Annotated in this window: 15 protein-coding genes and 2 pseudogenes; 11 read left to right on the top strand and 6 right to left on the bottom strand. The window is 39.2% G+C overall.

What is annotated here, in order from left to right:
- Positions 1–5: 5 nt before the first annotated feature.
- Both NMG88_RS20420 and NMG88_RS20415 read right to left on the bottom strand, forming a co-directional pair.
- Positions 6–5,102, bottom strand: a complete 5,097-nt coding sequence (locus NMG88_RS20420; protein WP_254035755.1) for an nSTAND1 domain-containing NTPase — start codon at positions 5,100–5,102, stop codon at positions 6–8.
- Between the two features lie 93 nt (positions 5,103–5,195).
- A complete protein-coding gene (locus NMG88_RS20415) occupies positions 5,196–5,450 on the bottom strand; it encodes a hypothetical protein (RefSeq protein ID WP_042156392.1) in 255 nt (84 codons plus the stop codon).
- 577 nt (positions 5,451–6,027) lie between these two features.
- Here NMG88_RS20415 and NMG88_RS20410 point away from each other — a divergent pair.
- Positions 6,028–7,920: an ArsA family ATPase gene (locus NMG88_RS20410; RefSeq protein WP_174236017.1), complete on the top strand. Its 1,893-nt coding sequence runs from the start codon at positions 6,028–6,030 to the stop codon at positions 7,918–7,920.
- Between the two features lie 48 nt (positions 7,921–7,968).
- Here NMG88_RS20410 and NMG88_RS20405 read toward each other — a convergent pair whose 3' ends face one another.
- Entirely contained in the window at positions 7,969–9,003 is a 1,035-nt protein-coding gene (locus NMG88_RS20405) for a phosphotransferase (RefSeq protein ID WP_042156387.1), read from the bottom strand.
- A 394-nt stretch (positions 9,004–9,397) separates the two neighbouring features.
- A pseudogene (locus tag NMG88_RS20400) lies at positions 9,398–9,532 on the bottom strand (phosphohydrolase); the annotation flags it as partial.
- Between the two features lie 94 nt (positions 9,533–9,626).
- On the opposite strand from NMG88_RS20400, the gene thyX reads away from it, so the two are divergent.
- The 5 genes from thyX (at position 9,627) to rph (ending at position 12,893) form a co-directional block, all read left to right on the top strand.
- Positions 9,627–10,349, top strand: a complete 723-nt coding sequence (gene thyX, locus NMG88_RS20395) for an FAD-dependent thymidylate synthase (protein WP_042156384.1) — start codon at positions 9,627–9,629, stop codon at positions 10,347–10,349.
- Between the two features lie 121 nt (positions 10,350–10,470).
- A complete protein-coding gene (gene dut / locus NMG88_RS20390) occupies positions 10,471–10,917 on the top strand; it encodes a dUTP diphosphatase (RefSeq protein WP_026788737.1) in 447 nt (148 codons plus the stop codon).
- 19 nt (positions 10,918–10,936) lie between these two features.
- The gene (locus tag NMG88_RS20385; protein ID WP_042156380.1) at positions 10,937–11,503 is read left to right on the top strand and encodes a deoxycytidylate deaminase; all 567 of its coding nucleotides are present in this window, start codon (positions 10,937–10,939) and stop codon (positions 11,501–11,503) included.
- Between the two features lie 51 nt (positions 11,504–11,554).
- Positions 11,555–12,103, top strand: a complete 549-nt coding sequence (locus NMG88_RS20380) for an adenylate kinase family protein (protein ID WP_042156378.1) — start codon at positions 11,555–11,557, stop codon at positions 12,101–12,103.
- Positions 12,104–12,146: 43 nt separating this feature from the next.
- A complete protein-coding gene (gene rph / locus NMG88_RS20375) occupies positions 12,147–12,893 on the top strand; it encodes a ribonuclease PH (RefSeq protein WP_278047065.1) in 747 nt (248 codons plus the stop codon).
- A gap of 74 nt (positions 12,894–12,967) precedes the next feature.
- Here rph and fcmC read toward each other — a convergent pair whose 3' ends face one another.
- Positions 12,968–13,534, bottom strand: a complete 567-nt coding sequence (gene fcmC / locus NMG88_RS20370; RefSeq protein ID WP_026797046.1) for a filament morphology membrane protein FcmC — start codon at positions 13,532–13,534, stop codon at positions 12,968–12,970.
- Positions 13,535–13,716: 182 nt separating this feature from the next.
- On the bottom strand, positions 13,717–14,829 hold the full coding sequence (gene fcmB / locus NMG88_RS20365) for a filament morphology actin-like protein FcmB (RefSeq protein WP_227358169.1): 1,113 nt from the start codon (positions 14,827–14,829) through the stop codon (positions 13,717–13,719).
- A gap of 440 nt (positions 14,830–15,269) precedes the next feature.
- On the opposite strand from fcmB, the gene ftsH2 reads away from it, so the two are divergent.
- The 5 genes and pseudogenes from ftsH2 (at position 15,270) to NMG88_RS22775 (ending at position 21,556) form a co-directional block, all read left to right on the top strand.
- Positions 15,270–17,153 carry an ATP-dependent zinc metalloprotease FtsH2 gene (gene ftsH2, locus NMG88_RS20360; protein WP_026797044.1) on the top strand — a complete coding sequence of 628 codons (1,884 nt, stop codon included), beginning with the start codon at positions 15,270–15,272 and terminating at the stop codon, positions 17,151–17,153.
- A 179-nt stretch (positions 17,154–17,332) separates the two neighbouring features.
- Positions 17,333–18,643, top strand: a complete 1,311-nt coding sequence (locus NMG88_RS20355; RefSeq protein WP_227351258.1) for an aminopeptidase P N-terminal domain-containing protein — start codon at positions 17,333–17,335, stop codon at positions 18,641–18,643.
- A gap of 206 nt (positions 18,644–18,849) precedes the next feature.
- Positions 18,850–19,992, top strand: coding sequence for an MGDG synthase family glycosyltransferase (locus tag NMG88_RS20350; protein WP_235752245.1), 1,143 nt, complete (start codon positions 18,850–18,852; stop codon positions 19,990–19,992).
- 55 nt (positions 19,993–20,047) lie between these two features.
- Positions 20,048–20,701: pseudogene (locus NMG88_RS22780) on the top strand (family 1 glycosylhydrolase); the annotation flags it as partial.
- 30 nt (positions 20,702–20,731) lie between these two features.
- Complete coding sequence (locus tag NMG88_RS22775; RefSeq protein WP_376786470.1) at positions 20,732–21,556, top strand: family 1 glycosylhydrolase; 825 nt, start codon at positions 20,732–20,734, stop codon at positions 21,554–21,556.
- Positions 21,557–21,563 lie beyond the last annotated feature (7 nt).

Below are 21,563 nucleotides of genomic sequence, written 5' to 3'. Positions count from 1 at the left end.
ACTGATTACTGATTACTGATTACTGAATCGCATAAATCCTGATCGTGTCCCTGTAATTGGGTTGGGTTGGTGGTGAAATAGTCATAAAGCCAGTTACAACTTTTTCGCATCTGAGTTTTTAAGTCTAAATTCTCTAAACTCCAGAGAATCGTGGTGCCATTATCCTTGCCTATGGCTAGAATTCCAGTATTTCCCGGACTAAAACTAATACTATTCACAAAATCATTCTGTTGTAAAACAATTAAAGGTTGAACCTGATCACAGGCCGATGTGTCCCAAAGACCGTCATTAATTTGCCATAGCCTGACTTTTTTATCATCACTGGCCGTTGCTAAAATTGCTCCTTGGGAATCATAACTTAAACTTTGTACCTGAGCATTATGTCCCAGAGGACAGGAGGCGAGTGGTTTTTTCCCTTGAAGATTCCAAAGCCTGACCATATCACCTTCAGCGACGGCGATTTGTTGAGAATTGCCCAAAAAAGCCAAAGTCGCGACAGAATTTTTCGCGGGTAATTCTAAGGTTGGTTGCCATTGTTTACCTTTTTTTGTCCAGAGGGTAATAGCGTTACTGGGAAGCTTGATAGGACTTTCCAAAAAACTCGCAGATGTGGCCAAAGTATTACCATCGGGACTAAAACGGACATCCCAAACAGCATCTTGATGAAGCAAAGTAGAGATCAATTTTCCTTGTTTGTTCCAAAGTTTAACGGTTTTGTCTTCACTTGCACTGGCTAAAGTTTGACCGTCGGGGCTAAATGTCACAGCCTTAATTGCTTGAGCATGACCGGAAATTGCTTGCAACAACTGACCTTTTTTTGTCCAGAGTCGCACTATTTTATCCTCACTGGCGGTGGCAATTTCTTGACTATTCGGACTGAAACTCACCCAGTTGACTTTACGGGGATGTGGCAAAATCGAAGCAGGCTGTGAAGTATATTGCAAAGGTTCGTGACGACCCCATAATTTCACGGTTTTATCTTTACTTCCACTGGCTAAAGTTTGACCATCGGGGCTAAAACTCACACTCAACACCCCTTCTGTATGACCCTGTAAGGTCGTATTTAAGGGATCTCGACTCCGATCCCAGATGCGGGCGGTTGTATCGGCACTGACGGATACCAGGGTTTGACCATCGGGACTAAATTCAACACCCCAAATACTATCTCGATGTCCGATAAAAGTTTTGAGTAATACCCCGTTTAAATTCCAAAGTTTTGCGGTGCGATCGCGACTACCACTGAGTAAAAATTGACCATCGGGACTAAAATTGACCGTTAAAATATCATCGTTATGACCCTTGATCGGGGTTTTAATTTCCTGACCTGTTTCCGTATCCCAAAGTTTGAGGGTGCGATCGCCACTGGCGGAAACAATTTGTTTACCATCAGGACTAAAATCGAGATCATAAACGGGTTGATTATGGGCTTTAATTGTGCGAATTAATTGACCATCAAGCGACCAAATTTTAATTTCTCCATCTTTACTACAACTGGCAATTATTTGACCATCGGGACTTAATTCTGCATCAAAAATCCGATCCGCATGACCTTTAAATTCCTGAATTAATGTTCCATCTAAAGCCCATAACTTAATTGTTTTATCATTACTAGAAGTAACTATTTTCTTGCCATCGGGACTAAAACTAATACTATTAATCACTCCCTTATGTCTCATGGGACTCTGCGGAAGGGGAGTTCCCGTTGTTGTCCATAATAAGACTTGATTTTGACCTGTGTTATTGATACTTGCTGTAGCGGTGGCAATGATGTTGCCATCGGGACTATAACGAACCCTGGTAATCGGACTTTCATGGGGAAATTGGGAAGGTTGAGTTAATAACTTACCCTGAATGCTCCAAATTTTTAGCGTCTGATCAAGACTAGCCGTGGCAATCTGCTGACCATCGGGACTAAAACTAACGCCTAAAATTGTTGCTGTATGCCCTTCTAAACGATTTTTTTCTTGAATTCCAGAAATCATCTGCATTAACCCTTGGGCAATTTCTGTTTTTGTTGCTTCTGGAGCTTTGGTTTTTAAGGTATTTTGACCAATCTGTACAGTGGTTTTTAATACCCCTAATTGATCTTGCTGATCCGCTAATAAAAGGGCATTTTTAGCAGAAGTTAAGGCTTGAACTCTAGCTTTAACTTCATTCTGACCATTCATATAAAAGGTAGCTGCAAAACTAATTACAACCGCCCCTACAATCAATCCCATTAATCGTTCTAAACGACGATTTTTGGCTTCGGCTTGGTGGCGTTTTTCCTGTTCTTCTGAGAGTTTTTGGCCTATTTCTTTTTCTTGAATCAGTTGGGCTTTTTCCTGTTGCAATTTTGTGATAACTTCTTCTTGTTCGTTTCTATTTTGTCGGCGAATAAATCCCGCTAAATAATCATGTACTAATTGATAAAATTCTCCAGTAGTTCCAATATCTCGATAGACTAATCCAGACTTTTCTAAAATATAAAGGATAGTATCTAACGGGCCGAAAACCTGCTCTCGATGTAGTTTTTGTTTTAACTCCTCGGCTAATTCCAGGCGTGTTTTTAAGGGGCGGGTATCATTTTCATCGGTTAACGCATATAAAACCACACGGGCCGTGGCATCGTTTTCTGGGCCACAATCCCCTATAACTTCTTCTAAAAACCGTTCGACTAATTTTTGTTTCGGGCCTTGTTTTTGATAGCTTTCTAAAGTAGTAATATTTTCGGCTTGTATTTGAGTCCCCACCACTTGTAATTCAATCGGGCGAACTTCTCCAGCTTCTCCTGCTAAATCTTGAACCAAGGCTTGAATCAAGGGTTCTTCTAAATAAAAATGGGCGCGATCGGTTAAACTCTTAATTACGTTATGGGCTTCTTTTTGACTAAAATTTCCCAAATAAAATATAATATCTTTACTTAAAATATCATTATTAATAGCCTCTAAATCAACCTGGCGGGTTCCTTCTAATAAATAGTGCAAATAATCTTCTCGCAAGGAAATAATTATTTTCACAAATGGTAGATTTAAAGCATCTTGTAAAAACTCAAAAAATAGCCTTTGTAATCTAATGGACTGAACAAAAAATAATTCTTCAAATTGATCAAAAATCAAAACCGTCAATAAATTTTGTCTAGCATTTTCTTTAAGTTGTTCAATTACTCTAATTAAATTCTCAGTATAATCTTGATTTTCTGGTTCTTCGGTGAGTTCTGGATACGAATCACTATCTAAATTTGTAACCCCGATTTGAAGAGACTCCGCAGATTGCACAGATAATCCGTGAAATCCATGCAATCCATCTAAATCCGCGATAAGTTTTTGTTCTAACTCAACGATAAAACAATTATAGGTCTTAATAACAATGGGAAAGCTAATCCGCGCATCAATAATTTTTTTCTGCAAAGCTGGAACTAATCCGGCTCCTAAAATTGAGCTTTTTCCTACCCCAGATTGACCATAAATTACCGTTAATTTATGATAACTACTCGCCATTCTTTGTAATAGATGTTTAATCGCTTCTTCCCGTCCTGAAGCGGTGATTTCATCGGTAAAATTGGCGTTAATTTCACTAGGATTTAAGGTAGAAGTCAGAGCTTGTTTACGAGGTTGTAATCGTCCGGCTCCCACAAAGGCATTATACCCATAAGCACTCGATTGATTGCGATATTCTTCCTTGATTTTAAAGGCTTCTTGATAATCTTTCAATCCAAAATAAAGGCGGTTTAGCATCTTCAAAATTTGCAGATATAACCAAATTAAATTGACGGTTAAAAGCGTCTTTTTAATTGTCTCTGCTGCCTGTTCTAATTTTTGAATTGCTTCCTTTTTTAATCCCTGCTTTTCTAAAGCCTGGGCTAACACATAGAGGAAAAAACTTTCTAATTGGTCAATCCAGGGATTATCAGGATTTTCCTTTGCTACTAAAATCAGAGTTTCTAGGGCAACATTAGCTAATTCTTTAGCATTTTGCCAATCCTGATCCTGTAAAGCAACATTGGCTAAAAATCCATAATCCTGGGCTAGTGGAATCAGGAAACTATTCCCCAATTTCTGATGTAATTTGCGACCTTTTAAGGCTAGTTCTCGGAGACTTTTCCAATCACTTAAATGAATAAAAACTTCTCCAATTTTATTTAGAAACTTGGCAACTAAATCTTGACGTTGAGCAGTTTCAAACTTTTCTATAGACTGCTGAAGAAAAACACAGGCTTGTTTCCATTCCCGATCACCATTGCGATGACGATGTTGTTCGGCCAAATAACACCAACATAAACCAATATTAAATAATATTAATCCTTCCCATAATAGAGGATTAGAAGCATCTTTAAAACCAGTTGAAATTCCATTAACACCGAGGATTTCTGAGTCTGTTGGTGATTGTTGTTGCCAAAATCTTAAAGCTTGTTGATATTGCTGTAACGCCAGAGTCACCTGTTGATTAACATAAAAATAGCGACCATAAACCCATTTTAACTTAGCTTCCAAAACCGGATCAATGGGAATTTCTCGACTTTTCAGTTCTTGATAAGCCGCTTGTAGTTCGGTTCCTGATTCTGGGCCTAAAATATTAGTTGTGGGTAAAAATCGTTCTGAACCTGCTTCTAAAACCGTTGTAAAAACGGATGAAACTTTTTCCTCTAAAAATTCAATTAATTCATCAGAACTGAGTAAAAATTCATAGGTTGTTGCCCAACTGGTAAAATCAGGAGCATTACGATTGAGTTTTTTCCATAATTTATCATTAATCCATAAAACTAAAGGAAAGGGAAAATTACGAAAGGCTTCCCTAACTAAATTAGCCGAATGCAAAACTTCATCAATCGCCACAACGGATTCTAAACCATAAACCATTAAAACCGAGGGATAATTAGGCTCTAGTAGTTCGGCTTTAATTGAACCATATAGGGTTTGACTCCCAGGAGCTAACTTAAATTCTGTAAAAGTCAGGGAACATTCTTGTTTGAGTTCGGCGACCATTTTTTCCCGCAAACTTTCATAATTACATCGCAACAGCAATAACGAAAAACTGCCTTGCATTTTCGTTATTGCTCTGGCTAAGGTATGAACTTGCTGATGATTATGACTGATCGTATCGTTTACGGGGTAAAGTGCCATTTTTATGAATCTCCTTGATGGGGTGATCATCCGACGCTTGATCTTGATATCGGCTGTTTAACCTTAACTCCCCATCATAACCCAAAGCCCTACCTATTCTAGTGTGACCCGTTCGGTTCTATAACATAAACCATTGTCGTAACATTCAGAAGTGCGTCTTTGTTCTGGGTGAGTCAAGATGGATTTATGATTGGGGCTATACTGTATTGACCCATGACTCAAGGGTTCAACTTTCAAAGGACTAGAACTTATCCCTTCTGGGCTGGCAAAACCGGAGCCAGCATTGAGTACACCCGCTAAGGATAATAACAGGATCAAAGTGTATTTTTTTCTAGGATTGGTCAACATAGTATTTAGCTCCTAATTGATTTCTAAGTTAGTGATTGATGGCTTAATCTAGGGAAAGGCAGGGTATAATGAATATTAACTTCATATTTAGACTGACCGATTGATTCAGTCTGTTCCCTGGGGTTGAAATTTGCTGGTGACTCTTTAATTATCTAAAATCCACGACGGCTTTATGCTAGATTGGTATGACAGTTTAATTCTCAGTTGATTCCAAAGGGTTTGAGATTAAGATGGTTGGGGGAGTCTCAAGTGTCTGGTCTGTCTAGTCAACCCTTCAACCTGTTGTTATGGGAGATCGGGGGCGGGACTTTCTGCTAAGATGGTTGGGGGAGTCTCAAGTGTCTGGTCTGTCTAGTCAACCCTTCAACCTGTTGTTATGGGAGATCGGGGGCGGGACTTTCTGCAAGGGGTATAACACTTTGGCAACTGACACAAGGGCTGAAGATTTAAAATCAACTACTCCATTCTATTCCAAGGGTTTCAAGGCTTAAATCTTTTTAGGTCGATGGGTTTTGGACTTTTGGTAGAGTGCTACAATATCAATATAGCAAATTCTGGTTAATTTATCATAAATTTGATGTTTAATTCTAATACTCTTAGTCTAGCTTTATTGAGTGGAAAAGGGGGTGTGGGAAAGACCACCCTTTCCTGTGGGTTTGCCCTCAATTGGGCGAAACAGTTTCCCAATGAACAAATTTTACTGATTTCTACTGATCCCGCCCATTCCTTGGGGGATGTCTTACAAATTCCCGTGACTGATGAAGCTGAATTTATTAAAAATTTCCCTAATTTAAAAGTTAGAGCTATAGAATCAGAAACCTTATTAACAGCGTTTAAAACTCGCTATGGTGCGGTTTTAGAATTATTAGTAGAACGGGGTAGTTTTGTCGAAGGGGAAGATTTAACCCCGGTTTGGGATTTAGACTGGCCGGGAATTGATGAATTAATGGGATTATTAGAAATTCAACGGTTATTTCATGACCAAGTTGTGGATCGAGTAGTGGTCGATATGGCTCCCAGTGGTCATGCGTTAAACCTCTTAGAATTAATGGATTTTTTGGATAGTTTATTAGCATCTTTAACCCTATTTCAAGAAAAACACCGCACCATTAGTCAATCTTTTACCGGACGTTATCAATCAGATCAAGCGGATGTTTTTTTAGAAGAAATGCAGGAAGAACTAGCTTCTGGAAGATCTCGACTTCAAGATCAAGAAAAAACCGCTTGTTTTGTGGTAGCTATTCCTGAACCCATGAGTTGGTTAGAAACCCAACGTTTTTTAGAGGCTCTCCAAGGTTTAAATATTCCCGTTGGGGGTTTATTAATTAATCATATTGTTTCCCAAAATCAAAATTTAGATCGGTATCAAGAACAGCAGAAACTTCTTAAACAATTTCAGAATATTGCGGAAAATCATCCTATTTTTACGATTCCCGAACTTTCAACAGAACCCTTGGGAACTATAGCCTTAGAAACCCTATTTTCCCAACTTCAACCTTTAATAATATCGGCAGATTTAGAGGAGCAAACTTTTATTCCTTCTCAACCCTTAGAATTTTCTACCTCCCAAGCCAAATTGAGTGATTTTATCGAAGAAAATAGACGATTAATTATTGTTGGTGGCAAAGGTGGTGTGGGTAAAACAACTGTTGCCGCTGCTATAGGTTGGGAAATAGCTAGGCGTTATTCTGAGAAAAAAATTCAGATGGTTTCTATTGATCCAGCCCATTCTTTAGGAGATGCTTTTGGGTTAAAATTAAGCCATGAAGCTATGGCAATTACTCCTAATTTATTCGGTCAAGAAATAGACGCTGATCAGGTTTTAAATCAGTTTAGAGAAGACTATCTTTGGGAACTGGCAGAAATGATGAGTGGCGAAAAAGATGATCCTAATGCTATGCTTAAATTAGCTTATGGCCCGGAGGCTTGGCGGCGAATTGTTTCCCAATCCTTACCTGGAATTGATGAAATGTTATCCTTAGTAGAAGTGATGGATTTATTAGAAAGTCATGAACTGGATTTAATTATTTTAGATACGGCTCCTACGGGTCATTTATTACGATTTTTAGAAATGCCAACGGCGATGAGTGAATGGTTAGCGTGGATTTTTAAACTGTGGATTAAATATCAGAATGTGTTAGGAAGAACTGAATTTATGGGACGTTTAAGGAATTTACGTCAACGGGTTGTTAAAGCTCAGAAAAAACTGCAAGATCCTAATTATACTGAATTTATTGGTGTGATTCAAGGACAAGTTGCGATTGTAGCAGAAGCAAAAAGGTTAACGGAATCTTTAATAGAAAAGGGTATTAATCAACGCTATATTGTGCAGAATCGGTTTGAAATAGGACAGGAATTAGTAACTGATCAATTTCCCGATCAAACCTTAATTATTTTACCAAATCTTTCCCGTTCTGTTGAACCGATTGTTAGAATCAAAGAAGCAGCTAAAATCCTATTTAATGATTAAATTCCATACTAATAGTAAACTAATTTTCTGTTCCCCATCACCCATTCTTTATTGCCAGTCTGGAGAATGTAAGCGTTTTAACTGTTCTAAATGTCGAGTAAAATAGCAAGTATCTAAACGGCTATAATTAAAATGTTCAGCGTTAATAATACTAATCGCCCAAGCCCAGATATGAGCCGTTTCAGTTAACTCTTGAATCAGGCTTTTTTCTGGTTCTATTAAGGGGTTAATTTCTTCATAACCGAGTATAAAAGCCTCACGAACTTTTTTACTGAGTCCTGACTGTAACGATACTTGTAAAAACTTAGCAATATCAAAAGAGCGCCACCCATATCCACATTGATCAAAGTCAAATAGGGTAATTTGATCATCGGTGGTGAAATGAGCATTCCCACTATGGGGATCACCCCAACAAATCCCCCATAAGGGAGGAATTTTAGGTAATTTTTGTAATTGAGTTTTCAGTTGAAACACAACTTCTACTAAGTAGTTTAAATCCTTGGGTCGATTGTTTAAATAGGGTGCGATCGCCACTAATGAACTCTCTAATAAATAATCTAAGGTTAAAGGTTGACGTTGAACAGATGGTCTAAAATTTAAAGAAACTTGATGAATTTTAGCAACGGTTTCACCTAATTTTAAACTTTGGCTAACATTCAAATCTCCGATCGCAATTTGACCCGGAGCATTGACAAATAACACCGCATATCGTTTTCCTTCAGGAGCATTAATTTCAAAAAATAATTGTCCATTTTTTGTCCTGATCGGATAAGCAACGGGAAGTTGATATTCATGCAAAAAATCCAGCAATTCTACCTCAAAATTAATTTCATCTTGACAGCGCCAATGTTGATGGGAAATTCTCAAAAAATAGCGCGTAGTTTGAGTTTTTACCGAATAAACATCACTTAATCCTCGATGCCAAAATTTACATTTTTCGACGGTATCAATCGGATAGTGATTTAAAATTTGAGTGATTAATGCTCTGACATCTAGGGTTGAGCAACTAATCGGAAAAATATCGTACTGATTATTAATTCCAGACTCATTCTGCTTAAGAGTAGGTTGGTTTAAAAGCATCATATTAGTTTTAGGGTGATGGGGAATTTTCCTGATCTGTAGGATAGAGGATGAGGATGAGGATGAGGATTAAACAACCCAATGGTTAACGATTCCGCTTTCCCCACCGGACAACCTACGGCTTGGATAGACTAGAGATTTGTTATTCAGTATGATTCAAAATCAGGAAAATAAAATATTTTTTATTCAGAGTTTAAAAATTTTTACTAATTTAATAAAAGTCAATATTATTTAAACTTTCTTTACTGATTTATCGGTTTAAATTGCTTATTTTTTGAGTCTAGGAAGTATGTTTATAAGCTCATCTAAAATCATAGTTTGTCAAGAATTTCAGTTCATTTAGATACAAAATTAAAGGTTTGGTGATGCGTGCAGTTTCGCCTTACGCACCTCACAAATAGTTTAGGGATAGAGAGTCTAACGCAACTCCCAACAGATGGGCAATATAGGGAACTCCCGAACCCTTACGAATTTGCTTGGCGTGGAGTTCGGTGGCGTAAACCAAGGCGGTGGTAAATTTGTCTGAAAGCATAATAAGAATTTTGTTATTAATCTTAAAATATATCAAATTGATTCATTTAATGGTTTAATGTTAGAAGCTTAAACTATTAAAGATTTAATCATAAATGGATCGATTTCGTGTAGAAGTTATTGCTAAAACTCCTTTTCCTCAGCAAGTTATTTATGCGGCAATGCACCAAGATTATAGCGATCAGTTTGTTGTCGCGGAACGAGAATCTTGGCCGTCTGAAGAAAAAGCTGGGGAGGTGATTGTCAAGCGTCTATTAGCAGGAGAACGGGGACATTATGGGCCCTTAGAACACTGTCAAATTGTCTTGGGTTGTGGTTATTTTCCCCATAGTGTTATGCAGCAAGCTAGAACTCACAGGGTAGGTATTAGTTTTGACGTTCAGTCCTACCGTTATACTTCGGGGAAAGTATTAGCAATAGCTGAGGGTAAAGGTAATATTGAAGATGCTTTTTATTTAAGACCTGTGGGAAATTATAGCGATCGCCAAGGCAAAAAATACTACTATTCTCCTGAACAACGTCAACAGGATTTAAACTGGTGTTTAGAAGCCGCAAAACGCTATAAAATTGATATTGATAATGGAATGTCTGAAGAACACGCCCGGGGAAAAGTTCCCTTTGATTATCGTCAACATTTTGTGGTTAGTTTTACTTTAAGGGCATTATTACATTTTCTGGATTTACGGTTTAAAAAAGATGCCCAGTTAGAAATTCAAAAACTCTGTGATTTAATTTGGCCTCATGTTGAAGAATGGGTTCCAGAAATTGCTAAATGGTATCAACAAACTCGACTCGGAAAAGCTCGACTAGCACCGTAATTCAGTCATCAGTTATTAGTTATTACCCATTACCAATCACTGATTTAAGCGAATTACGCAGATTAAAATCCGTGAAATCCGTGAAATCCTCTTAAATCTGTGATCCCTATTCCCTTTAAATATGAAATTAAACATTTTAAAACTGAATGAAGCCGCAATTTTACCTCAATATGCTCATATTGGGGATGCGGGATTGGATTTATTTGCGATCGCTAATACCACAATTTCCCCAGGAGAAAGTCAATTAATTCCCACCGGAATTGCAATTGAATTACCCCCAGGAACAGAAGCCCAAATTAGACCTAGAAGTGGTTTAGCCTTAAAACATCAAATCACAGTTCTGAATGCCCCCGGAACCATTGACGAGGGATATCGGGGAGAAATCGGAGTAATTTTGATTAATCATGGCAAAACATCCTTTAATATTACAAAAGGCATGAAAATTGCTCAAATGGTGATCGCCCCGGTTTTGCGGGTAGAGATTCAAGAAGTTCAACAGTTAAGTGATACCAAAAGAAGCGATAATGGATTTGGGTCTACGGGATTAATCTCCACAAAACCCCACTAATTTCTATTATTTTATTAGCATGGAAGACTTACCAGAAAACTATAAACCGCCCCTGCGACCGACTTGGGATGAGTATTTTATGATGATGGCTAAATTGGTGGCTACGCGCTCCACCTGTTTAGTCTTTCCCGTGGGTGCAGTAATTGTCAAAGACCGACAAATGCTGGCTACGGGTTATAACGGATCGCCTTCTGGTTCCATTCACTGTACCACCCAAGGCTATTGTTATCCGGGGTTAAGCACCTGTGATACCAGTTCGGTGTTACCTTCCCGGGCGGTTCACGCAGAAGCAAATGCGATCGCACAGGCGGCAAAACATGGAATTTGTTGTAATGGGGGAAGTATTTATGTTACCTTAGAACCTTGTATTTCCTGTTTAAAATTAATTATTTCTACAGGAATTAAGGAAGTCTTTTATGAGACTGTTTTTAATTCTGGAGACAAGGCGATGGTAAGAGATTTATATATTAATGATGGCTTAGTCACCTTAAAACAGATACATCTTTCTGAAGAAATTACTCAAAAAGGGGCATCATTTTTATTAAATCCGACATCGGTTTTGGGAATGGTTAAAGGAGGAAATTAAATCATGGATTTAAAAAATGGTTAAACTTGAACATCGGAGGAGCTAAATATTGTGAGACTGGTGATTTTAGGTGGCCCAGGAGCAGGAAAGGGAACTCAAGCCAAACTGTTATGTAGTGATTTGGGTATTCCTTGCTTAGATATGGGTCAGATTTTGAGACAAAGGATCATTTCTGATACGGAATTGGGTCAACAAGCTAAACCCTATGTAGAAAAAGGCGAGTTAGTCCCAGACGAAATTATGATTCAATTTGTCCGTCAACAATTGTTAGAACCTGCGGTGGCGAAGGGTTGGCTTTTAGACGGTTATCCCCGTACCTCATTTCAGGCGGAAGAATTGGATTTTTTATTAGAAGATTTAGAACAACAGTTAAATTGGGCGATTTATTTTAATGTACCAGAAATGGTATTAAAAAAGCGTTCTTTAGCGCGTTCAAGGGCTGATGATCAACTGGGAATTATTGAACGTCGTATTGAGTTATTTTATCAACGTACAGTTCCCATTTTAGAATATTATGAACTCACCAATCGTCTTTTAGATATTAATGGGGAGCAATCTCCAGAACAAATTTATCAAGAGATTTGTCAACGTCTCAATTAATATAATACAGCCCTTTAGGGCTTACTACAATTACTTTTAATTAATTATGTGGAAACGTCCTGATCATAGAGAACCAAATCAACTTCGTCCTGTAAGTTTTGAACGGAATTTTACTCGTTTTTCCCCTGGTTCTGTGTTAGCAAAAAGTGGGGATACAAAAGTATTATGTACCGTTAGTATTGAGCCGGGAGTACCCAAATTTTTACAGAATACAGGACAGGGATGGTTAACCGCAGAATATCGAATGTTACCTGGGGCAACACCCCAACGTCAACCGAGAGAATTGTTAAAATTATCAGGAAGAACTCAAGAAATTCAACGATTAATTGGACGTAGTTTAAGGGCTGCGGTGGATTTAAAAGCATTAGGAGAATTTACCATTACGGTTGATACCGATGTAATTCAAGCGGATGCAGGAACGCGAACTACGGCTATTACCGGGGGGTTTGTGGCGCTAGTTGATGCCTTAAATACATTAGTTGAAAAAGGACAACTGCAACAATTACCCATCTGTCATCAAATTGCTGCGATTTCTGTGGGACTATTAGAAGGAGAACCCTATTTAGATTTGAATTATCCCGAAGATGTGGCCGCCGATATTGATTTTAATTTGGTAATGACCGAAGAATTAGAAATTATTGAAATCCAAGGTACTGCGGAATCTGGTAGTTTTAATCGAGAAAAACTCAATAAAATTTTGGATTTTGCTGAACTAGGAATTAAAGAATTATTAGAGGCTCAACGCCAAATATTAGGAGAGTTTATTCTCCTAAAAAGTGGGGAATCATAAATAATAAAAAGTACATTCTTTTTTTCTATTACCTATTACCTATTACCTATTACCTATTCCCTGTTCCCTATTCCCTAAAAATCATCTAATAAAGAACCTAAACGTTTAAGTAAAGGATCAACTTCTGCCATCGCTTCTTGGGAAACGGGTTCTGGTTCTGGTTGGGGAGGTTTTGACTCCATGATGATCACAGGTTGAGATTTAACCGTTTCTAAACCTGTGGCAATTTCAGTTAATTTTTGGTTAATTGATGTTTGTAATTGCGTCACTTGTTGGGTTAACTGATGGAATTGAGTCTCCAATTTTTCTATCTTAGTTCCATCGTCAGCTAGTACCTTTTTTTCTAAATCTGTTAATTTATTTTTAATTTCGAATAACCGTTCTTCAAGGGGCTGTAAATTCGGTAAAATAGGTAAAACTTGAGGTGAATTAGGGTTAGGAGTCTCCGACGCTAGTGGTGGGGATGTGGGTTCGGATTTAGATAATAATAGGAATTGCCACAGAGCTTGTTTACAAAGATTGCTAAACGTTTGATACTTTGCCTGGGATAATTCCTGTTCAATGGCATCTAATAATGTCTGATCTGCGGCATCTTCCGTGAATGTTACCGACTGAGTTTGTTTGCGATTTGGCCACAGCATAATATAAATCCAGACCTACAGTTATCCCATTATTGAGTTTGGAGCCTGGAAAATTTTGATCCAAACAATAATTAACCAGAATCACCCTTTGTTAGTGTATCAGAATCGGGATGCCCCAGAACCAAAATTAAACCCGCCCTTGCCCAGTGAAACTGAGTTCAGGACGGGTTGAACTAAGAAAATTAACGTCGGGCTAACTGAGCTTCACCGTAGACATACTGTCCTAAAGCATTAGCTTTACGCGAAGGTTGAACTAAATAAGCTTTCAGACCTGCCTTTTTGAGCAGAGGTTGTAGATCTTCCCAGAAAAATTCACCACCGCCTCCGGTCACGACCACATCCGTTACCCGTTCAGGTAACCATTTAACAACGAGATCGCATAAATCCCGGGCAAACTTTTGCCGTAATTCCGGCACAATATCATCTAAGTTAAAAGGTTGAACGGCTCCACGAGGACGATATAACCGTTCTCCGGCGGGTTTATGAACAGCTTCAAGTAAGTAAAGAGACTGACTATCGGCACCTTCAATTTTACTCGCCACTTCTTCATAGAATTTACCCATAGCAAAGGTTTCACTTTTGGAAACCCCCCTGGCAAAACGGAAGCGATCAACAGTTAAGAAATCGGTAGTTTGATGACCGACATCCACAATCGCCACAGAGAGATCAGCAAAATTGGGAACTCCTTGGCCGCCTTGAGCTTCCAGCCAAATCAAGCTGCCATAGCCTTCAGGCATGATCCGAACCGTATTAACATTAACGGAGACCTTTTCGCCCCGATAGAGCATATCGTGGGTGCCACAGAGTAACCGAGTGATGTGTTCCTTCTCTTGCTCAAATTGTGATTGAGAATAGAAAGGCAGTCCCAGAACAACATCAATGTCGCCTTGTAGTTTGAAGTAGCCGATACAAGCAAAAAGTTTAATTAAAGCATCATCAACTTTAGAAGGGGAATCGGAACCATCTTTGAACAAACTGGCTCCAAAGTCAGCCGCGAGTTGACCCACGGCATAACCCATGCCCTGATATTCCACCCAAATATCCAGAAGCGGATCGGTATTTTTCGACTCAAAGCCACCGCCTCTAGCGGTATCCACCGTCAGTGCTTTGATATTGGAAGGAATAAAAACGACTTCATTCGGGTTACGACTGGTGGAAGCCTTTGTCGATGTCCGTCCTAAATCAATACTTAAAATCGTTTTTTTGCCTGCTGTCGGCGTTTGCCGATTCAGCATTGCAGCCGCTGCGGCTGCGGCGACTGGTTGTCCGGGCTGTCTGTTACCACCTTCTTGCATCGGAATATGTTACCTCACGGAGATTCAAAATATATAATGCCTTATCTGTTGCCAATTTTACCTACTTTCAAGAAACCGACAACAAACAATCAGTAAAATCTGGGATTTTGGGTTCTCTTTGGAGAGAACTACAGCAGCAACCGAGTCTGCTAAACCCTGTAATCATTATAGCTACTGGGTTGTACTCAATTGAAAACCAAGTTAATGATCGAAAATAACAACTTTTGAGTTTTCTGATCAAATTGAGGTCTTACCGGAAGTCTTGTTGAAAACCGGATGGACGCACCCATTGTCTGATTCTATGGCATCCCTAGCTATTACCACAATTTTAAGGAAGTCAGTTGCCTGATACTGAAATATTACGTTAAATTTAGTTAAGATTATGAATAACAAAAAGCGATCGCAAATTCTATATTCCACACCATAGGGCAACGCAATTTATGAAAACATCCTGGAAAACCATACTGCTTTGGACTTTACCCGCCTTAGTCATCGGGTTTTTTGTCTGGCAAGGAGCTTTTGCCACAGCCCCCGCAGAATTCGGCAAAAACACCGCCAGCACCCGCATGAGCTATGGTCGTTTCTTAGACTATCTGAATGCGGGTCGTGTCACCAGTGTAGAACTCTATGATGGCGGACGCACGGCCATTGTCGATGCGGTCGATCCCCAACTCGATAACCGAGTTCAAAGACTGCGGGTGGACTTACCCAATAACGCCCCAGAATTGATCGCCCGGTTAAGAGAGTCCCAAATTAGTTTTGATACCCACCCCCCTCGCAATGATGGCGCCCTCTGGGGACTATTGGGAAATCTGATCTTCCCGATTTTATTAATTGCAGGTCTATTCTTTTTATTCCGTCGCTCCAATAACGTTCCCGGTGGCCCCGGTCAAGCCATGAACTTTGGCAAGTCCAAGGCTAAATTTCAAATGGACGCTAAAACCGGAGTTTTATTTGATGATGTGGCTGGGGTAGAAGAAGCCAAAGAAGAATTACAAGAAGTCGTTACTTTCCTGAAAAAACCCGAAAGGTTTACCGCAGTCGGGGCTAGAATTCCCAAAGGGGTATTATTAGTTGGCCCTCCAGGGACGGGTAAAACTTTATTAGCTAAAGCGATCGCCGGGGAAGCCGGAGTTCCCTTTTTCAGTATCTCCGGTTCGGAATTTGTGGAAATGTTTGTGGGTGTGGGCGCGTCCCGTGTCCGTGACCTATTCAAAAAAGCCAAAGAAACCGCCCCTTGTATCGTCTTTATTGATGAAATTGACGCCGTTGGTCGTCAACGGGGTGCAGGTATTGGCGGGGGAAATGACGAACGGGAACAAACCCTGAACCAATTATTAACGGAAATGGACGGGTTTGAGGGCAATACCGGAATTATTATTATTGCCGCCACTAACCGCCCTGATGTTCTCGACTCCGCCCTCTTACGTCCGGGTCGGTTTGACCGCCAAATTACCGTGGACGCGCCGGATATTAAGGGCCGTTTAGCGGTATTGGAAGTTCACGCCCGCAATAAGAAAATTTCCGAGGAAGTTTCCTTAGAAGCGATTGCCCGTCGGACGCCTGGGTTTACCGGGGCTGACTTAGCCAACCTGCTCAACGAAGCCGCAATTTTAACCGCCCGCCGTCGCAAAGAAGGCATGACCATGATCGAAATTGATGATGCGGTGGATCGGGTAATTGCCGGGATGGAAGGAACCCCCTTAATTGATGGCAAGAGCAAACGATTAATTGCTTACCACGAAGTCGGTCATGCGATCGTTGGAACCCTAATCAAAGAACATGATCCGGTGCAGAAAGTCACGTTAATTCCCCGGGGTCAAGCCCAGGGTTTAACTTGGTTTATGCCCGATGAAGATCAAGGCTTGATTTCCCGTTCCCAAATCCTAGCCCGGATTACTGGGGCCTTGGGCGGTCGGGCGGCTGAAGATATCATTTTTGGTGATTCGGAAGTTACAACGGGCGCTGGAGGCGATTTACAGCAGGTTGCGGGCATGGCACGGCAGATGGTAACTCGTTACGGAATGTCGGATTTGGGGCCATTGTCCTTAGAATCTCAACAGGAAGTTTTCTTAGGTCGGGACTTTGCCACTCGCACGGAATATTCTAATGAAATCGCCTCTCGCATTGATAGTCAAATTCGTACTATTGCCGAACATTGTTATCAGCGAGCCTGTCAAATTATTCAGGAAAACCGAGCAGTAATTGATCGGTTAGTGGATCTTTTGATTGAAAAAGAAAGCATCGACGGCGATGAATTTCGGCAAATTGTGTCTGAGTACACAGAAGTTCCTGAAAAAGAACGGTTTGCGGCTGTGATTTAATCTCAATTTCAGTCACAATTAACTTAAAATTAACGAGGGTTAAGCTATGCTTTACCCTTGTTTTTTATCACCCGTAGTAAGCCCTTCAGGGCTGTCTTTCACAAGGCGTGAACAATCTTGTAAGGGCTTTCTGTTTCTGAGGCGTGAACGCCTCACTACAATTTTAGGAGAGATAAAGGATGATTACTCAAACAGAATATCGGCAACGACGGGAACAATTAATGGCAAATATTAAGCAGGGAACTGCCATTTTCAGAAGTGCGCCCATGGCAGTTATGCACAATGATGTAGAATATAATTTTCGCCAAGATAGTGATTTTTTCTATTTAACTGGGTTTAATGAAGCCAATGCCGTTGCTGTTTTTGCCCCTCACCATGAAGAACATAAATTTGTTTTATTTGTGCAACCTAAAAACCCAGAAAAAGAAACTTGGTCAGGGTATATTACGGGGGTAGAAAAAGCCAAAGAACTTTATGGGGCGGATGAGGTTTATCCTATTAATGAATTAGATGAAAAGTTACCCCAATATTTACAAAAAGCCGACCGGATTTATTATCGCTTAGGACGGGATGAAAAATTCAATGAAAAGATTTTAAAACATTGGCAAAAACTATTAAGAGTTTATCCGAAACACGGTACAGGGCCGATTGCTATTGAGGATGTTTGTAATATATTACATCCTATCCGTTTAATTAAAAGCGAAACGGAATTAGAGTTAATGCGGAAAGCTATAGAAATTTCTGTGAAAGCTCATAACCATGCTAGGGAATTTGCTCAACCCGGACGTTATGAGTATGAAATTCAAGCAGAAATCGAACATATTTTTGGTTTAAATGGGGGAACAGTTGCCTATCCTTCGATTGTGGCATCGGGGAAAAATGCTTGTATTTTGCATTATGTGGAAAACAATTGTCAAATACAAAATAATGATTTACTATTAATTGATGCGGGATGTTGTTGTCAATATTATAATGGAGATATCACCAGAACTTTTCCAGTTGGGGGTAAGTTTACACCAGAACAAAAAATTATTTATCAACTGGTTTTAAAAGCCCAATTAGCCGCTATTGAACAAGTTAAACCCGGAAATCCTTATAAAAATATTCACGATACTGCGGTGCGGGTATTGGTGGAAGGTTTAATGGATTTAGAGTTATTAGTTGGAGATATTGAGGAAATTATTAAGGAAGAAAAATATAAACCTTTTTATATGCACAGAACTGGACATTGGTTAGGTTTAGATGTGCATGATGTGGGGGTATATCAATGGGGTGAAAATCCTCAACCATTGCAACCTGGAAATATATTAACAGTTGAACCGGGTATCTATATTTCTCCTAATATTAAACTCGTTGAAGGACAACCGGAAATTCCCGAATGTTGGCACGGAATTGGGGTAAGAATTGAGGATGATGTCTTAGTAACTTCTGGGGGGTATGAAGTATTAAGTGCAGGAGTTCCTAAGTCTGTGGAAGCGATGGAAAGATAATTCAACCCTATCCATAGGGAAAATTTTTTAAACAGTTATCAGTCATCAGTCATCAGTTAACAGTTATCAGTTATCAGTTATCAGTTGAGTCAGTTTAATCATTATTAGAACACTCGAACAATCAATTAATATTACCCATTACTCATTACCCATTACCCATTACCTTCAATAATACTCTACTCAAAAACCACAACTCTTAATTCATTATGACCCATATCTTGATTTTATCTTCTTCTTTGGGGGCTGGACATAATAGTGCCGCACAAGCATTAAATCAGGCTTTTTCCCAGTTTCCAGATGTTACCGTTACGGTAGAAGATGCCTTAGAGTATGCCAGTTCTATTTATCGAAATGCCGTTACCAGTATTTATAAACAATTGAGCGAAAAAGCTCCTCAAATTTATCGCGCCTATTATGAAGGAACAGATTTAGAAGATTTAGAACGGTCTTTAGAATTAAATATTGTTACGGCTAAAATAGAGCGGGTTTTTTTTAGAAAACTGCGGCATTTGATTGAAGAAATTAATCCCGATGCTATTGTTTGTGTACAGCAAATTCCTAGTCGTTTATTGCAACTATTAGAAGAAGAAGAACGGATTTCAAAACCCCATTATGTGGTAATTACAGATGTAATTGCTCATAGTAGTTGGATTAATAAAGAAGTCGATGGTTATTATCTACCCAATGATTTAACAACGGATTTTCTGATTAAACGAGGAGTTGACCCGGCTATTCTTCATGTTACAGGAATCCCGATTAAACTTGAAGTATTAGAAGCTAAATCTCAAGTTGAAATTCGAGAACGTTATCAACTCAAAACCGACAAACCTGTAGTTACAATATTTGGCGGGGGATTACATTATAAACGGGTACGTTTGATGGTTTCTCAACTGATGAATACCTCAGAAGTTGGCACTATAATTGTAGCCGCGGGACGGAATGAACAACTCTTAGATTCCTTAACAGAATTAAACTCTACCCCAGAAACGGAACTCCTAAAATTAGGATTAGTTGATTATGTTGATGATTTACTCGTAGCGAGTGATTTAGTAATTACGAAAGCGGGGGGATTAATTGTTAGTGAAGTTTTAGCACGAGGTAAACCGATGATTATTGTAGACCCATTTCCAGGTCAAGAAGAATGGAATGCTGATTTAATCGTAGCGGCGGGGGCGGGAGTGCAGTTAAGATTGCCAGAAATGGTTGCCCATTGTGTAAAGTTTCTGTTAAACCACTCAGAAAGATTATCCCAAATGCAAGCATCCGCTTTAGAATTAGGAGAACCCCGGGCGGCTCTGAATATTGCTGAGAATATTTTATCACAAATTACAATAGGCAATAGGCAATAGGCAATAGGCAATAGGCAATAGGCAATAGTTTTTAGGTGCAAAGGGAGATTGAATTTTGACTAATAACAGTAACTTTTTATGGGGCGTTGCCACATCGGGTTATCAAAGTGAAGGAGGTTATAATGGTGTGGGACAACCTCAAAATAACTGGTCAGAAAGTGAACAAAAAGGCAAAGTAATGAGGACTGGAAACGCTTCTGAATTTTGGACGCGCTACCCGGAAGATTTTTCTAATTGTCAAAAATTAGGGTTAAATTCCTTTCGCTTAGGGTTAGAATGGAGTCGGATTCAACCGATAACAACCGCCGAAATTTCTCCCGCCCCCCATTATGATTTTAAGGTCTTAGATGACTATGCCGAACGCATTGCCACCTGTCGTCAATATGGCTTAGAACCTATTATTACCTTACATCATTTTACCCATCCCGCTTGGTTAGGAATAGATGCTTGGTTATCCGCAGAAACCATTGATTGTTTTATTGATTATGTAACCGTAACTGTTACCCATATTAATCGACGTTTAACCGATTATCATCAACAACCGCCAATTCATTGGTATATTACTATTAATGAACCGAATATTTTAGTTTTAAATACCTATTTAAGTGGTCAATTTCCCGCCGGAAATTTTACCGGAATTAAGGCGGTTTGGCGAGCTTATAATTATTTATTAGCTGCTCATATTCGAGCTTATAATTCTATCCATGATATTTATGAAAAATATGGTTGGAACAAACCTATGGTGACTTTAAATACCTATTGTAGTGATTTATATTGGTCAGAAAAAGTAATTTGGGATTTGTTGGGCGCACAGGAAAAAGAAATAAAACCCAAGGAAATCAGAGATTATGCTTATGCTCAAGCTAAACATTTAGAAACCTCTTTACGTCGAGCTTCTTTACCCTTTCAAAAAGATATTCCCTATCAATTGGGACGGTTAACTCGTTGGACGGGAAATTGGGTTGGTCATCGAACTTTTGATCTTAAACATTTAGACTATTATTGGCAAGAATTAATGTTATCTCCTCGACCAAAGGTTTATGATTATCTAGCAATTGATTATTATGATCCTTTTATTGCCCATACCTTCCGTTTACCGTCTTTTTCTGATTTTGAATTTAAAACTAAAGGGTTAAGAAATTGGTTAATGACCGGAATTACGAGTAAATGGTGGGACTGGCGAGCGCTCCCAGAAGGATTATCTTTTTTCTGTAAATATTATGCTCAGGAATATAACCTTCCAATTTTAATTGCTGAAAATGGCATGGCGTTACGTCGAAAACCGGATAATAGTATCGCCACTCATCGCACTGACCAACTGCATCGCAGCCAATTTTTAGAAGCTCATGTTCGTCAAATTCAACAATTATTAAAGGAAAATATTCCGATTTTGGGTTATATGCACTGGTCATTAACGGATAATTATGAATGGGGGTCTTATACGCCCAGGTTTGGGTTATTTAGTATTAATTTTAATCGGGGAACAGAAAGGGAAATTGAGGATCATTTAGGCGATCGCCCTTCGGAAACTTATGCTAAACTAATTAGAGAGATAAAATACTAATAATTAG

It is taken from the genome of Planktothrix agardhii, from assembly GCF_904830935.1.
GTDB lineage: Bacteria > Cyanobacteriota > Cyanobacteriia > Cyanobacteriales > Microcoleaceae > Planktothrix > Planktothrix agardhii.
Note: the sequence above shows the minus strand (reverse complement) of the source record. Positions and strands in the feature narration are given on the sequence as shown.